The sequence below is a fragment of the Kitasatospora sp. NPDC056531 genome (assembly GCF_042794375.1).
Classification (GTDB): domain Bacteria; phylum Actinomycetota; class Actinomycetes; order Streptomycetales; family Streptomycetaceae; genus Kitasatospora.
Genome location: NZ_JBHTTU010000056.1, coordinates 28,786 through 44,039, shown reverse-complemented (window position 1 = coordinate 44,039; position 15,254 = coordinate 28,786). Strand labels below are relative to the sequence as shown.

Below are 15,254 nucleotides of genomic sequence, written 5' to 3'. Positions count from 1 at the left end.
GCTCGCCGCCGCGCCCGCCGCGCCCCCGGCCCCCAAGGCCGCCGCCGCTGCCCCCGCGCCCGCCGCCCCGGCCGGCCCCGAGCTGGTCCAGCTGCGTGGCCCGGCGAAGGCCGTCGCCACCAACATGGACGCCTCGCTGGAGGTGCCGACCGCGACCTCGGTCCGCGCCGTCCCGGCGAAGCTGTTGATCGACAACCGCATCGTCATCAACAACCACCTGCAGCGCGCGCGCGGCGGCAAGGTCTCCTTCACCCACCTGATCGGTTACGCCCTGGTCCAGGCCATCAAGGCCGCCCCGGGCATGAACCACAGCTACAAGGTGGAGGACGGCAAGGCCTTCCTGGTCAAGCCCGAGCACGTCAACCTGGGCCTGGCCATCGACCTGGTCAAGCCGAACGGCGACCGCCAGCTCGTCGTCGCGGCCATCAAGAAGGCCGAGACCCTCGACTTCTTCGGCTTCTGGCAGGCCTACGAGGACATCGTCCGCCGGGCCCGCGCCAACAAGCTGACCATGGACGACTTCACCGGCGTCACGGTCTCGCTGACCAACCCCGGCGGCATCGGCACCGTGCACTCCGTGCCGCGCCTGATGCAGAACCAGGGCACCATCGTCGGTGTCGGCGCCATGGAGTACCCGGCCGAGTTCCAGGGCTCCGCCCCGGAGACCCTGGCCCGCCTCGGCGTCTCCAAGATCATGACGCTGACCTCGACCTACGACCACCGCGTCATCCAGGGCGCGGCGTCCGGCGAGTTCCTGCGCGAGATCCACCGCCTGCTGCTCGGCGAGAACGGCTTCTACGACGAGATCTTCGAGTCGCTGCGGATCCCGTACGAGCCGGTCCGCTGGGCCACCGACGTCGCCACCACCCACGAGGACGAGGTCAACAAGACCGCCCGCGTGATGGAGCTGATCCACGCGTACCGCGTGCGCGGCCACCTGATGGCCGACACCGACCCGCTGGAGTACAAGCAGCGCAAGCACCCCGACCTGGACGTCACCACGCACGGCCTCACCCTGTGGGACCTGGAGCGCGAGTTCGCGGTCGGCGGCTTCGGCGGCCAGAAGATGATGAAGCTCCGCGACATCCTCGGCCTGCTGCGCAACACCTACTGCCGCACCGTCGGCATCGAGTACATGCACATCCAGGACCCGACGCAGCGCAAGTGGCTGCAGGAGCGCCTGGAGAAGCCGTACGCGAAGCCCGAGCGCGAGGAGCAGCTGCGGATCCTCCGCCGCCTGAACTCCGCCGAGGCCTTCGAGACCTTCCTGCAGACCAAGTACGTCGGTCAGAAGCGCTTCTCGCTGGAGGGCGGTGAGTCGCTGATCGCGCTGCTGGACGCGACCATCGACTCCGCCGCCGAGCACCGCCTCGACGAGGCCGTCATCGGCATGGCCCACCGCGGCCGCCTGAACGTGCTGGCCAACATCGTCGGCAAGCCGTACGGCAAGATCTTCGGCGAGTTCGAGGGCAACCTCGACCCGAAGTCGATGCACGGCTCCGGCGACGTCAAGTACCACCTCGGCTCCGAGGGCACCTTCACCGGCCTGGACGGCGAGCAGATCAAGGTCTCGCTGGCCGCCAACCCCTCCCACCTGGAGACGGTCGACCCGGTCGTCGAGGGCATCGCCCGCGCCAAGCAGGACATCCTGGACCAGGGCGGCACCACCTTCCCGGTGCTGCCGATCCAGATCCACGGTGACGCGGCCTTCGCCGGCCAGGGCGTCGTCGCGGAGACCCTGAACATGTCGCAGCTGCGCGGCTACCGCACCGGCGGCACCGTGCACATCGTGGTGAACAACCAGGTCGGCTTCACCGCCGCCCCGGCGTCCTCGCGCTCCTCGATGTACTGCACCGACGTGGCCCGCATGATCGAGGCCCCGATCTTCCACGTGAACGGCGACGACCCGGAGGCCGTGGTCCGCGTCGCGCGGCTCGCCTTCGAGTTCCGCCAGGCGTTCCACAAGGACGTCGTGATCGACCTCATCTGCTACCGCCGCCGCGGTCACAACGAGGCCGACAACCCGTCGTTCACCCAGCCGCTGATGTACGACCTGATCGACAAGAAGCGCTCGGTGCGCAAGCTGTACACCGAGGGCCTGATCGGTCGCGGCGACATCACCATGGAAGAGGCGGAGCAGGCGCTCCAGGACTTCCAGGGCCAGCTCGAGAAGGTCTTCGCCGAGGTCCGCGACGCGGCCCAGGCACCGACCGGCACCACCACCGGCAAGCCGGTCGCCGACTTCCCGGTCAACATCCAGACCGGCATCTCCCAGGAGATGGTCAAGCGGATCGCCGCCTCGCAGGTCAACCACCCGGACTGGCTGACCGTCCACCCGCGCCTGCTGCCGCAGCTGCAGCGCCGCGCCGCCTCGGTCGAGGACAACACCATCGACTGGGCGATGGGCGAGACCCTCGCCATCGGCTCGCTGCTCATGGAGGGCCACCCGGTCCGCCTGGCCGGCCAGGACAGCCGCCGCGGCACCTTCGGCCAGCGGCACGCCGTCCTGATCGACCGCAAGACCGGCGAGGACTACACCCCGCTGCAGTACCTCACCGAGGACCAGGCCCGCTACACCGTCTACGACAGCCTGCTGTCGGAGTACGCGGCCATGGGCTTCGAGTACGGCTACTCGCTGACCCGCCCGAACGCGCTGGTCATGTGGGAGGCGCAGTTCGGCGACTTCGTCAACGGCGCGCAGACCATGGTGGACGAGTACATCGCCTCCGCCGAGCAGAAGTGGGGCCAGCACTCCGGCGTCACCCTGCTGCTGCCGCACGGCTACGAGGGCCAGGGCCCGGACCACTCGTCCGCCCGCCCGGAGCGCTTCCTCCAGCTGTGTGCGCAGGACAACATGACGGTCGCCATGCCGACCCTGCCGTCGAACTACTTCCACCTGCTGCGCTGGCAGGCGCACAACCCGCACCACAAGCCGCTGATCGTCTTCACCCCGAAGTCGATGCTGCGCCTGAAGGCCGCGGCGAGTGCGACCGAGGAGTTCCTGTCCGGCTCGTTCCGCCCGGTCATCGGCGACACCACCGTCGACCCGGCGCAGGTCCGCAAGGTGATCATCACCTCCGGCAAGTTCTACTACGACCTGGCGGCGGCCCGCGCCGAGCGCGGCGTCACCGACACCGCGATCGTCCGCATGGAGCGGCTCTACCCGCTGCCGGTGGCCGAGCTCCAGGAGGAGCTGGCCCGCTACGGCGACAACGTCCAGTTCGTCTGGGCGCAGGAGGAGCCGGCCAACCAGGGTGCCTGGCCGTTCATCGCGATGAACCTGGTCGACCACCTGCAGGTCGTCATCGGCCGCAGCGGCGGCGAAGCCCGTCTGCGCCGCGTCGCCCGCACCACGGCCTCGTCCCCGGCGGTCGGCTCGGCCAAGCGGCACGCCGCCGAGCAGCAGGCGCTGATCGAGGAGGTCTTCGCGCTCTGACGCGCTGAGGCCCCGCACCACCGCTGACGCCCGCGGCCCCCGACTCCCGACCAGGGAGACGGGGGCCGCGGGCGTTCCTGTTCACGTCAAGGTCGCAGCTCTGCAACCAAACGGGGACCGGCCCGCACGACTTCCTGACGGATCGATAGGTTATGCCTCGCCAGGTCGGCGCCCGGCGCCCGTCATCGCGCCCGCGGCCCCGGCCGAACGACCTCACCGCACTCCCAGGGGGATCACCGCATGACCGCCGACACGCCGCACCCCGGCAAGCTCCCTCCGGTCTTCCAGCCGCTCCTCCCCGACGACCCCCGCGAAGTCGGCGGCTACCGGCTGTTCGCCCGGCTCGGCGCCGGCGGCATGGGCCGGGTCTACCTCTCGTACACCCCGGGCGGGCGCCCGGTGGCGCTCAAGGTGGTCCGTCCCGAGTTCGCCGAGGACGACGAGTTCCGCCGCCGGTTCGCCCAGGAGGTCAGCAACGCCCAACGGATCCACGGGCTGTACACCGCGCAGGTGATCGACTCCGGCGGCCTGGACTCGGACGCCCCCTGGCTGGTCACCGCCTACGTGCCGGGCCCGTCCCTGCAGCAGGTGGTGCGGGAGAACGGCGCGCTGCCGGTCCGCACCGTGCTGCTGCTGATGGGCGGCATCGCCGAGGCGCTGCAGGCGATACACAGCGTCGAGGTGGTCCACCGCGACCTCAAGCCCGCCAACGTGCTGGTCGCCGGGGACGGCCCGCGGGTGATCGACTTCGGCATCGCCCGGGCCGCCGACGCCACCGCGCTGACCGGCACCGGCTACCGGATCGGCTCCCCCGCCTTCATGGCCCCCGAGCAGGCCCAGGGCCGCGCCGTCACCCCGGCCACCGACGTGTTCGCGCTCGGCGCCCTGGCCGCGTACGTGGCCGGCGGCACCGCGCCGTTCGGCGACGGGCCGGACACCGCGGTGCTCTACCGGGTGGTGCACGAGGAGCCGGACCTGGAGGCCGTCCCGGCGGACCTGCGGGAGCTGATCCAGCGCTGCCTGGCGAAGTCCCCGGAGGACCGCCCCAAGCCCGCCGAGATCATCCAGGCCGCCCGCAACCACCCGGAGGTCGGCGGCCAGCTGCGGTTCGGCGAGGACTGGCTGCCCCGGCAGGTCAACACCGAGATCACCCGCCGCTCCGACCTGCCCAGGACGCCGCCGACCCCGCTGCCGGCCGCGCCCACCGCCCCGCCGGCCCCGGCCGCTCCCCCGCAGCCGGCCGGCACGCCGACCCACCCGGCCACCGCGGCGGTGCCCCCGCCGTCGCAGCAGCCCGCCACGCCCCCGCCGGGCTTCGCCCCGCCGCCGCTCGGCGCGTACGGCCCGCCGCAGCCGCCCACCGAGACGCCGACCGCCCCGGTACTGCCCGCCCCACCGACCGCCCGGCTCCAGCCGGAACCGCCGTCCTTCGACACCCCGCCGCCCGGCCCGGTGGTCACCGCCGCCGCTCCGGCACCCGAGCCGGAGCCCCGGCGCAAGGGCGGGGTGTCCTGGAAGGCGCTGCTCACCGTCGCCCTGGTGATGGCGGTCGGCGGCACCGCGGGCGGCGTCGTGCTGATGAAGAAGCTGGACGACGGCAAGAAGGGCACCAGCAGCACCGGCGCCGCGGCCCAGCCGGGCGCGAGCACCCAGACCAGCCCGAACCCGGCGCCCACCCAGGGCGACTCCCTCCCCAGCGCGACCACCGCCGCCAACCCGCCGGTGACGGCCGCGCCCTCGAAGTCCGGCCCGGGCTCCGTCTCCGCCCCCGCCCGGCCGGTCGGCTACACCCTGCTGCTGGACAAGAAGGCGCTCTCGGTCCCGGCCGCCGAGTACTCCTCCGACGCGTACCGGATCGACCTGAACGCGGGCACCGTGGTGCCGCGCAGCGGCTCCAGCGACCTGAAGTGGGGCCTCGGCGTCACCAACACCGGCAGTGGCAGCAAGGCCAACTCCTTCGAGAGCACGGGGGACGAGAAGTCCGACTTCGCCGTGATCACCGAAACCACGGTGACGGCCGAGCAGTGCGCCGCCGTGATCGACTCCCGGCCGGACACCGACCTGACCTACAACCGGGTCGCGCCCGGCCGCCTGCTCTGCATCCGCGACCGGGAGACCCGCAACATCGCCATCGCCGCGATCACCACGGCCGACCCGACCACGGGTGCCGCCTCGGTGACCCTCAGCACCTGGCGGGCCGGCTGACCGGCCCGGTCTATCCTGACCAGGTCAATCCCCATCGGACCGGAGCGAACCGTGTACTTCACCGACCGAGGCATCGAGGAGCTGGAGAACCGGCGCGGCGACGAGGAGGTCACCTTCGAGTGGCTGGCCGAGCGCCTGCGCGAGTTCGTCGACCTCAACCCGGACTTCGAGATCCCGGTCGAGCGGCTGGCCACCTGGCTGGCCCGGCTCGACGACGAGGACGACGACGAGTGACCCGGTGACCGCCGGACGAAGGGCCTGGGAGGCAACCGCCTCCCAGGCCCTTCGCGTGTCCCCGTGAGGGAGGTCTCGGGGTCGGCTCCGGGTTTCCTCCGGGGCGGGTTCGGGGCGGAACCGCTTGCTTTTCCCCGCACGCGATATATCGTCTTTAGCAGAGAACGCGATACATCGCGATCCGCGAACGGGAGGCGGCAGAGATGAGCCAGTGGACGATCGAGGGGCCGGGCAGGACCACCTTCGAGGACGCGGTCCGCGCGCTGCACGTGCGCGTCATCGACGGCTCGGTGAACGTGGTCGCGGCCGAGGGCCCGGCCCGGCTGGAGGTCACCGAACTCAAGGGCGAGCCCCTGCACGTGACCCTGGTGGACGGCGTCCTGACGGTCACCTACAAGGACATCAACAGCTGGAGCGAGTTCGGCGACTGGATCAAGTCGGTCGGCTCGGTCCGCAACTTCTTCGACTCCTTCAAGCGCAAGCGCTCCGTCGCGGTCACCCTGACCGTCCCGGCCGGCACCGACGTCAAGCTCGGCACCGTCTCCGCCGACGCCAGCGTCACCGGCATCGACGGCCACGTCTCGGTGCAGAGCGCCAGCGGCGACACCACCCTGGCCGCTCTGACCGGCCGGATCGACGCCAGCACCGTCACCGGCGACGTGGACGCCCAGGCGGTGGGCGGCCGGCTCAAGGTCAACAGCGTCTCCGGACAGCTCACCGTGATCGCCGGCACCGCCGACAAGGTCCAGGCCAACACCGTCACCGGCGCCGTCACCCTCGACCTCGACGTGGCGGGCGAGACCGACGTCAAGGTCAACACCGTCAGCGGCGCGGTCGTGGTCCGCATCCCCTCGCTGGCCGACGCCACCGTCGAGGCCGGTTCCACCCGCGGCGAGGTCTCCAGCACCTTCGACGAGCTCAAGATGAGCAGCACCTGGGGCGCCAAGAAGATCTCCGGCCAGCTCGGCGAGGGCCGCGGCAGCCTCAACGTCACCACCGTCTCCGGCGCGGTCACCGTGCTGCGCCGCCCCGAGCCCGAGGACGACGCCCCGGCGGTGGTCAAGGAGCTCCCGGCCGCCCCCGGCTCCGACGCGCCCGCCGGGCCCGACCTCACCAAGGAGGCCTGAGATGAGCCCCGTGTTCGGCCACGGCCGGCTCCGGCTCTACCTGCTGAAGTTGCTGGACGAGGCCCCGCGGCACGGCTACGAGGTGATCCGCCTGCTGGAGGAGCGCTTCCAGGGCCTGTACGCGCCCTCCGCCGGCACGGTCTACCCGCGCCTGGCCAAGCTGGAGCAGGAGGGCCTGGTCAGCCACAGCACCGAGGGCGGCCGCAAGGTCTACCGGCTGACCGACGCCGGGCGTGCGGAACTCGAAGCCCGGCAGGGCGAGTTGGACGAGCTGGAGCTGGAGATCCACGACTCCGTGGCGCAGCTCGCCGGGGCGATCCGGGAGGACGTCCGGGACAGCGCCAAGGACCTGCGCGAGGAGCTGTGGCAGGCCGCCAAGCAGGCCCCCCGGCCGGACCGCACCGGGGACGGCGGCGACCCGTGGGCCGGGCCCTGGGGCGACAACGAGTCCTGGCAGCGCGCCAAGGAGGAGTTCGCCCAGTTCAAGCGGCAGGCCAAGGAGCAGGCCAAGCGCGCCCGGGAGCAGGAGAAGGCCGCCAAGGCCAAAGCGAAGGCCGCCGAGGAAGAGGCCCGTCGGCTGCGCGAGCAGGCCAAGGCCTCCCGCACCGCCGCCCAGCAGGAGGCGCTGCGGATCAAGCGCCGGGTCGAGCAGCAGGTGCGCGAGCACGCCGCGAAGGGCGACTGGCCGACCGGGCTGGCCGAGGGCCTGTCCGAGCTGACCAAGGGCCTGGCCGGGCTGGCCGACGCGGCCCGCTGGGGCCAGCCCGCGGACGAGCCGGCCGAGAAGATCACGGTGACCCGGATCGACCTGGACAAGGACGGCGCCACCGCCTCCGCCGACCTGCCGCCGTGGGCGCGCACCGACCCGGCCGAGGACCCGGCCCGCGAACTGGAGCGGCTGCTCGACCGCTTCCGCGACCAGGTCCGCGACGCGGCCCGGGACGGCGGGGTGAGCGCCGACGAGCTGGCCGAGGCCCGCTCGGTGCTGGGCACGGCCGGCGAGCGGCTGAAGCGGCTGCTCGGCTGAGCCGCCGGCCCCGGCAAGTCGCCGGCCCTGACGGCTCCGGCCCGGTGCCCCGTTCGAGGGGCACCGGGCCCGCCGCGCTCAGGGCTCCGTGAATCAGGGGTTGAGCACGATCTTGCCGAAGACGTCGCCCTTGGCCAGCCGGGCGAAGCCCTCCCGGGCCTCGGACAGCGGCAGCACCGAGTCGATCACCGGACGGACGCCGGTGGTCGCGCACAACGACAGCAGCCCGGCCAGCTCCTCCTTGGTGCCCATGGTCGAGCCGACCACCTTGAGCTCCAGGAAGAAGATCCGGTTGAGCTCGGTGGCACTCGGGTTGGGGCCGGAGGTGGCACCCGAGATGACGATGGTGCCGCCCGGGCGCAGCGACTTCACCGAGTGCGACCAGGTCGCGGCGCCGACCGTCTCCATCACCGCGTCCACCCGGGCGGGCAGCCGGGCGCCGCTCTCGAAGGCCGCGTCCGCGCCGAGCTCGACCGCCCGACGGCGCTTGGCCTCGTCCCGGCCGGTGACCCACACCCGCAGGCCGGCCGCCTTGCCGAGGACGATCAGCGCGGTCGCCACCCCGCCCCCGGCTCCCTGCACCAGGACGGTGTCGCCGGGCTTGACCCCGGCGTTGGTGAACAGCATCCGGTAGGCCGTCAGCCAGGCCGTGGGCAGGCAGGCGGCCTCCTCGAAGCTCAGCTCGGCGGGCTTGGGCAGCAGGTTCCAGGTGGGCACGGCCACCTGCTGGGCAAAGGTGCCCTGGTAGCGCTCGGTCAGGATGGACCGGGGCTCGTTCGGGCCCACCCCGTGGCCGGTCTGGCCGATCACCGAGTGGATGACCACCTCGTTGCCGTCCTCGTCGACCCCGGCGGCGTCGCACCCGAGGATCATCGGCAGCTTCTCGGCGGGCAGGCCGACCCCGCGCAGCGACCACAGGTCGTGGTGGTTGAGGCTGGCGGCCTTGACCGTGACCACGCTCCACCCGGGGCGGGCCTGCGGCTCGGGGAGTTCACCCAACTCCAGCCCGCTGAGCGGGTCGTCGGCGTCGATACGTGCGGCGTAGGCAGCAAACATGTCCCGGACGATAGCCGGGACGGCCGAGGCCGGGAACCACGCGTGGGTGTGACGCGTGTCCCGGCCTCAGGCTGTGACTGCCCTTGACTCCCCCGCCCGCCTCCGGGCGCTCCGGCCCGCCGGCTCGGGGGGCGAGTGGCTCCCCCATCCGGGAGCGGGGTCCGTCAGATCGTCAGATCCGCGCCACGCCCTCGGCGCGGGCGGCCTCGGCCACCGCCTTGCTGACCGCCGGGGCGACCCGCTCGTCGAACGGCGAGGGGATGACCTTCTGCGGCGTCAGCTCGTCGGCCACCACGCCGGCCAGCGCCTTGGCGGCGGCCAGCTTCATGCCCTCGGTGATCCGCGAGGCCCGCACCTGCAGGGCGCCGGCGAAGATGCCCGGGAAGGCCAGCACGTTGTTGATCTGGTTCGGGAAGTCGCTGCGCCCGGTGGCGACGACCGCCGCGTACTTGTGCGCGACCTCGGGGTGGATCTCCGGGTTGGGGTTGGCCATCGCGAAGATGAACGCGCCCTCGGCCATGGTCGCCACGACCTCCTCCGGCACGGTGCCGCCGGAGACGCCGATGAACACGTCGGCGCCGGCCAGCGCGTCGGCCAGCGAGCCCTTGAGGCCGGTGCGGTTGGTCAGCTCGGCGATCTCGGCCTTGACGTCCGTCAGGTCGCCGCGGCCCTCGTACACCACGCCCTTGCGGTCGCACACGGCCACGTCGCCGATGCCCGCCGCCAGCAGCATCTTGGCGATGGCGATGCCGGCCGCGCCGGCACCGGAGATGACGGCCCGCAGCGAGCCGATCTCACGGCCGGTCACCTCGGCCGCGTTCCACAGGGCCGCGGTGGTGACGATCGCGGTGCCGTGCTGGTCGTCGTGGAAGACCGGGATGTCCAGGGCCTCCTGGAGCCGGCGCTCGATCTCGAAGCAGCGGGGGGCGGAGATGTCCTCCAGGTTGACGCCGCCGAAGGACGGCGCCAGCCGGACCACGGTCTCGACGATCTCGTCGACCCCGGTGCAGGCGAGCGCGATCGGCACCGCATCCACGCCGCCGAACTGCTTGAACAGGATGGCCTTGCCCTCCATCACCGGGAGCGAGGCCTCCGGGCCGATGTCCCCCAGGCCCAGCACCGCGGTGCCGTCGGTGACCACCGCGACGGTGTTGGACTTCCAGGTGTAGTCGTTGACCAGCTCCGGCTGCTCGGCGATGGCCGTGCAGACCCGGGCGACACCGGGGGTGTAGGCGAGGGACAGGTCGTCCGCGTCGCGCACCGGCACGGTCGCCCGGATCTCCATCTTGCCGCCGCGGTGGAGCGCGAAAACGGCGTCGACCGGATCGTCGGTGTCCTGGGTGCTGCTGTGAATGATCTCCGCTGCCACGATGACCTCTTCGTCATTGATTGGCGAGGTGCGCGGCCGACAGGACGACCCGTCCGGAAACCGGAAACCGGGTACGCCGAAGCGGACCCGGGGTCAGGGTCGGGGCGCCCGTCGGGTGGCGCCCTCGGATGAGGGTTTTATGGGGTCTTGTGTTGTCCGCGTTGTGCTACCGGGCCGAGCGTAAGTCGGACAAAGGCATCGCACCTATGCCTTTTCGTCCTCGTCACGTGACGTTCATCGCCGCTGTCGCATCAGCTGGGGCCCGGCGTCGGAAGCGACGGGCTCCGGCGGCGGCAACGGCGTAAACGCACGCACACCCGCAGGAATGAACGCAGACCCGGAGGGGAGTCGGCACCCCGGATACGGAGCCACGTGATGACTTCCGGTCCCGGGCACCCCGAGCCTGTCGGGGCTCGTCGGTCTGGTTCGAGCGTTCGGGGGTCACCCGGTACCGAATTCTGACACACCCGCTGCCGGGCCCGGCAGGGTGGGATGTCAGGATCGCTTGTCCGCTATTGGGCGGATACCGCCTTGACACCCCGGCGACCACGCGCCCCACCCACAGGAGCAGCCCTCATGCGTCATGTCCCCCAGGTCCGCCGTCCGGCCGTCGCCGGAGCCGCACTGGCCGTCGCCGGCGCCCTGCTGCTCACCGGCTGCGGCGGCGACGGGCCGGCCGCCGCGAGCGACCCGGTCAAGGACATCCGCGCCAAGCTGCCCAAGGCCCAGCGCTCGGCCGGGGTGCTGCGCATCGGCATGGACGTCAACCTCGAGCCGGTGGAGTTCCGCGGTCAGGACGGCAAGCCGGCCGGCCTCGACCCGGAGCTCGCCGCGGCCCTCGGCCGGATCCTCGACGTGCGGATCGAAATCGTGGACACCCCCTTCGACAAGCTGCTGCCGAACCTGCAGGGCAAGCAGTTCGACGTGGCGATGTCCGCGATCAGCGACATCCGCCAGCGCCGCGAGGGCCTGGACGAGAACGGCAAGCAGGTCAACCCGGGCGTGGACTTCGTGGACTACTTCATCGCCGGCGCCTCGATCGTCGTCCCGAAGGGCAACCCCAAGGGGATCAAGACCCTCGACGACCTGTGCGGCAAGACCATCTCCCTCCAGCAGGGCACCACCCAGGACGACATCGCCACCCGGCAAGTGGCCGTCTGCGCCCGCACCGGTCGCCAGCTGACCGTGCACAGGTTCGACAGCGACGCCAAGGCGCTGGCCGAGATCGCCTCCGGCGCCGCCGCGGCCGGCGTGAACGACTTCCCGGTGGCCGCCTACGCGGCGAAGACCACCGACGGCGGCAACCGCTTCGAGTTGACCGGCGCGCAGTCCACCTCCAACCCGTACGGGATCGCGGTGCGCAAGACGGACACCGACCTGCGGGACACCCTCTCCAAGGCGGTCGACCAGCTGATCCGCAGCGGCGAGTACGACAAGATCCTCGGCAAGTGGAACGTGAGCGCCGGCGCGGCGCAGAACGCGGTCGTCAACGGGGGCATCTGAGCGGCGGCCGGGCCCGGCCGGGGCGGGCGGCCCCCGGCGGGCCTCCGGGCGGACTGCGGAGGGATCTGCATACTTATACACAGGGTGACAGGGGCACGCGATTCGTCCGAATAGCGGACAGTGCGAGCCCTTGTTATCCGATTTTGATCTGAATGAGGGCCACCTGACCGTCATCAGATGGCAGGATTCCCCCCATCTCGGATCGAGCCGACCCCTGGTCGAGGCGGTTCCGGTCAACGTCCACCTCGGCGGAGGGTGGCGGAAGCAGTACCCCGCACCACCCTGGGCGGCGCCCTGCGCCCAGGACACTGCACCACCCGGCATGCCCGTACGACGACGTACAGCGACATACCCATCCGTACGGCTCCGTACGGCCAGCTGCCCGGTGCGCCGCTCCCGCGGCGTACTCCGCCCGATTTCTCTCCCCAGGAGGAGATCCCCCTCATGACCGCCCGTACCCAGCGCACCCGCCTCTTCGCGGCCGGCGTGGCCGCCGTGTCCGTGTCCCTCGTGCTGAGCGCGTGCAGCAGCAGCAAGAGCGAAGGCAGCGGTGCGCCCAACGCCAGTGCGACCGTCAATGAGGTCAAGGCCGACGACAAGCTGGTCGCCCTCGTCCCGGCCGACATCAAGTCGGCCGGCAAGCTCGTGGTCGGCGCCGACGCCTCGTACGCGCCGGACGAGTTCAAGGACGACAGCGGCAAGGTCATCGGCATGGACGTCGACCTCGCCAACGCCATCGCCGCCAAGCTCGGCCTGAAGGCCGAGGTCCAGGACTCCGGCTTCACCGCGATCATCCCCGGCATCCAGTCGAACAAGTTCCAGCTCGGCATGTCGTCCTTCACGGACAACAAGGAGCGCGAGCAGGTCGTCGACATGGTCACCTACTTCAACTCCGGCAGCGCCATCGCGGTCAAGAAGGGCAACCCGGAGAAGATCGACCCGAAGGACCTCTGCGGCAAGAAGGTCGCCGTCCAGACCGGCACCACCCAGGCCGACGAGATCAAGGACACCCGCAACCCGGACTGCGCCAAGGCGGGCAAGCCGGGCGTCCAGAACGACGGCGACAAGTTCGACCTCCAGACGGACGTCACCAACGCCGTGGTCTCCGGCCGCGACCAGGCGATGATGGCGGACTCCCAGGTCGTCGACTACGCGATCAAGCAGGCGGGCGGGCAGCTGGAGAAGCTCGGCGACACCTACGGTGTGGCCCCCTACGGCGTCGCCCTGGCCAAGGGCTCCAAGCTCACCCCGGCCATCCAGGGCGCCGTCCAGTCGCTGATCGACGACGGCACCTACAAGCAGATCCTCGCCAAGTGGGGCGTCGAGGCCGGCGCCATCGACAAGTCGACCGTCAACGGCGCCGTCAGCTGACCCCTCGTACGCTTCATCTCTCCCCCGAGGCCACACCGTGAACTCTTTGGACAAGGGGACGGCTGGGCAGGGACGGCCTGAGACCATCAAGGCCGTCCCGGTTCGCCACCCCGGACGCTGGGCGGGCGCAGTCGTCATCGCCCTGCTCGCGGCGATGCTGCTGAGCGCCCTCTTCACCAACCCCGCATTCAAGTGGGACATCGTCGGGCAGTACCTGTTCCACGACAGCATCGTGCACGGCATGGTCGTGACGCTGGAGCTGACCGCCCTCTCCATGCTCATGGGTGTGGTCGGCGGCATCATCCTCGCGGTGATGCGCCTGTCCCCGAACCCGCTGCTCGCCGGCACCGCCTGGGTCTACATCTGGGTCTTCCGCGGCACCCCGGTGCTGGTGCAGCTGGTGATCTGGAACTTCCTCGGCCTGATCTGGGCCAAGCTGTCGATCGGCGTCCCGTGGGGACCGGAGTTCTGGTCGGAGCAGACCAACGTCCTGATCCCGACCTTCGTCGCCGCGCTGCTGGGCCTCGGTCTCAACGAGGCCGCCTACATGGCGGAGATCGTCCGCGGCGGCATCCAGTCGGTGGACGAGGGCCAGACCGAGGCCGCGCACGCGCTCGGCATGAGCCGGTTCCAGACCATGCGGCGGGTCGTCCTGCCGCAGGCCATGCGGGTGATCATCCCGCCGACCGGCAACGAGACCATCTCGATGCTCAAGACCACCTCGCTGGTCTCCGTGATCTCCCTGGAGGAGATCTTCCGGGCCGGCCAGGTCATCTACTCTCGGAACTACCAGAACATCCCGCTGCTGATCGTCGTCAGCCTCTGGTACCTGTTCTTCACCTCCGTGCTGACCATCGGCCAGTACTACATCGAGCGCTACTACGCCCGCGGCTCCAACCGCACCCTCCCACCCACCCCGCTGCAGCGGCTGCGGGGCCTGTTCGCCGGGAGGCCCACCCCGAAGACGACCGCCGACGTCGTCCCGGGGCTTGAGGGAGGTGGTCACGTATGACCGATCTGACCAAGACGCCCGCCGACTCCGTCGCGGCCGCCGAGCCCATGGTCCGCGCCGAAGCGGTGCACAAGTCCTACGGCCTGGTCGAGGTCCTCAAGGGCATCGACCTGGAGGTCAAGCAGCGCGAGGTGTTCTGCCTGATCGGACCGTCCGGCTCCGGCAAGTCGACCTTCCTGCGGTGCATCAACCACCTGGAGAAGATCAACGGCGGCCGCCTCTGGGTGGACGGCGAGCTGGTCGGCTACCGGCAGAAGGGCGACAAGCTCCACGAGCTCAAGGACCGCGAGGTCGCCCTGAAGCGCCGCGACATCGGCATGGTGTTCCAGCGCTTCAACCTGTTCCCGCACATGACCGCCATAGAGAACATCATCGAGGCGCCGGTCCAGGTCAAGGGCGAGAGTAAGGCCGACGCCCGCGAGCGCGGCATGGCCCTGCTGCAGCGGGTCGGACTCGCCGACAAGGCGAAGAACTACCCCTCGCAGCTCTCCGGCGGCCAGCAGCAGCGCGTGGCGATCGCCCGCGCGCTGGCCATGAAGCCCAAGCTGATGCTCTTCGACGAGCCCACGTCGGCGCTCGACCCGGAGCTGGTCGGCGACGTCCTGGACGTCATGCGCGGCCTCGCCGAGGACGGCATGACCATGGTGGTCGTCACCCACGAGATGGGCTTCGCCCGCGAGGTGGGCGACGCGCTGGTGTTCATGGACGGCGGTGTGGTGGTCGAGTCCGGCAACCCCCGCGAGGTGCTCACCAACCCGCAGCACGAGCGGACCAGGGCCTTCCTCTCCAAGGTGCTCTGAGACGGCTGGGTCGGGGGCCGCCCCCTTGCGGGAGTCCCCCCCCGGCCCCCCAGCGTCCGGCGGTTCCTAACACGCGATGGTTTTTCCGTTCCCGTCTGTGGAACCGACCTTCGA

General features: G+C 71.1%; 11 protein-coding genes. 9 read left to right on the top strand and 2 right to left on the bottom strand.

Features of this window, described 5'->3' with window-relative positions:
- From ACFQ87_RS32350 to ACFQ87_RS32330, 5 genes are all read left to right on the top strand, one after another.
- A partial coding sequence (locus tag ACFQ87_RS32350; RefSeq protein WP_380614427.1) for a multifunctional oxoglutarate decarboxylase/oxoglutarate dehydrogenase thiamine pyrophosphate-binding subunit/dihydrolipoyllysine-residue succinyltransferase subunit occupies nucleotides 1-3,436 on the top strand: 3,436 nt, incomplete at its 5' end.
- A gap of 240 nt (nucleotides 3,437-3,676) precedes the next feature.
- Nucleotides 3,677-5,641, top strand: a complete 1,965-nt coding sequence (locus ACFQ87_RS32345; RefSeq protein WP_380614426.1) for a serine/threonine-protein kinase — start codon at nucleotides 3,677-3,679, stop codon at nucleotides 5,639-5,641.
- Nucleotides 5,642-5,692: 51 nt separating this feature from the next.
- A complete protein-coding gene (locus ACFQ87_RS32340; protein WP_270144164.1) occupies nucleotides 5,693-5,875 on the top strand; it encodes a DUF6104 family protein in 183 nt (60 codons plus the stop codon).
- Between the two features lie 203 nt (nucleotides 5,876-6,078).
- Entirely contained in the window at nucleotides 6,079-7,002 is a 924-nt protein-coding gene (locus tag ACFQ87_RS32335; protein ID WP_380614425.1) for a DUF4097 domain-containing protein, read from the top strand.
- A gap of 1 nt (nucleotide 7,003) precedes the next feature.
- On the top strand, nucleotides 7,004-8,029 hold the full coding sequence (locus tag ACFQ87_RS32330; RefSeq protein ID WP_380614424.1) for a PadR family transcriptional regulator: 1,026 nt from the start codon (nucleotides 7,004-7,006) through the stop codon (nucleotides 8,027-8,029).
- Between the two features lie 93 nt (nucleotides 8,030-8,122).
- On the opposite strand, the gene ACFQ87_RS32325 is transcribed toward ACFQ87_RS32330, so the two are convergent.
- Nucleotides 8,123-9,085, bottom strand: coding sequence for a zinc-binding dehydrogenase (locus ACFQ87_RS32325; RefSeq protein WP_380614423.1), 963 nt, complete (start codon nucleotides 9,083-9,085; stop codon nucleotides 8,123-8,125).
- Between the two features lie 172 nt (nucleotides 9,086-9,257).
- Entirely contained in the window at nucleotides 9,258-10,454 is a 1,197-nt protein-coding gene (locus ACFQ87_RS32320) for an NADP-dependent malic enzyme (RefSeq protein ID WP_380614422.1), read from the bottom strand.
- 576 nt (nucleotides 10,455-11,030) lie between these two features.
- On the opposite strand from ACFQ87_RS32320, the gene ACFQ87_RS32315 reads away from it, so the two are divergent.
- The 4 genes from ACFQ87_RS32315 to ACFQ87_RS32300 all read left to right on the top strand — a co-directional run bounded on the left by ACFQ87_RS32315 (nucleotide 11,031) and on the right by ACFQ87_RS32300 (nucleotide 15,140).
- Nucleotides 11,031-11,957 (top strand): ABC transporter substrate-binding protein, encoded by a 927-nt coding sequence (locus ACFQ87_RS32315; protein WP_380614421.1) that lies wholly within the window; start codon nucleotides 11,031-11,033, stop codon nucleotides 11,955-11,957.
- A gap of 444 nt (nucleotides 11,958-12,401) precedes the next feature.
- The gene (locus ACFQ87_RS32310) at nucleotides 12,402-13,328 is read left to right on the top strand and encodes an ABC transporter substrate-binding protein (protein WP_380614420.1); all 927 of its coding nucleotides are present in this window, start codon (nucleotides 12,402-12,404) and stop codon (nucleotides 13,326-13,328) included.
- A gap of 37 nt (nucleotides 13,329-13,365) precedes the next feature.
- Nucleotides 13,366-14,340, top strand: coding sequence for an amino acid ABC transporter permease (locus tag ACFQ87_RS32305; RefSeq protein ID WP_380614419.1), 975 nt, complete (start codon nucleotides 13,366-13,368; stop codon nucleotides 14,338-14,340).
- A 47-nt stretch (nucleotides 14,341-14,387) separates the two neighbouring features.
- Complete coding sequence (locus ACFQ87_RS32300; protein WP_380614430.1) at nucleotides 14,388-15,140, top strand: amino acid ABC transporter ATP-binding protein; 753 nt, start codon at nucleotides 14,388-14,390, stop codon at nucleotides 15,138-15,140.
- Nucleotides 15,141-15,254: the final 114 nt, after the last annotated feature.

What these genes read in the sequence shown, in the direction of transcription:
- ACFQ87_RS32345 (WP_380614426.1), top strand. Translation starts at nt 3,677, where the DNA reads ATGACCGCCGACACGCCGCACCCCGGCAAGCTCCCTCCGGTCTTCCAG.
- ACFQ87_RS32335 (WP_380614425.1), top strand. Translation starts at nt 6,079, where the DNA reads ATGAGCCAGTGGACGATCGAGGGGCCGGGCAGGACCACCTTCGAGGAC.
- ACFQ87_RS32330 (WP_380614424.1), top strand. Translation starts at nt 7,004, where the DNA reads ATGAGCCCCGTGTTCGGCCACGGCCGGCTCCGGCTCTACCTGCTGAAG.
- ACFQ87_RS32325 (WP_380614423.1), bottom strand. Translation starts at nt 9,085, where the DNA reads ATGTTTGCTGCCTACGCCGCACGTATCGACGCCGACGACCCGCTCAGC.
- ACFQ87_RS32315 (WP_380614421.1), top strand. Translation starts at nt 11,031, where the DNA reads ATGCGTCATGTCCCCCAGGTCCGCCGTCCGGCCGTCGCCGGAGCCGCA.
- ACFQ87_RS32310 (WP_380614420.1), top strand. Translation starts at nt 12,402, where the DNA reads ATGACCGCCCGTACCCAGCGCACCCGCCTCTTCGCGGCCGGCGTGGCC.
- ACFQ87_RS32300 (WP_380614430.1), top strand. Translation starts at nt 14,388, where the DNA reads ATGGTCCGCGCCGAAGCGGTGCACAAGTCCTACGGCCTGGTCGAGGTC.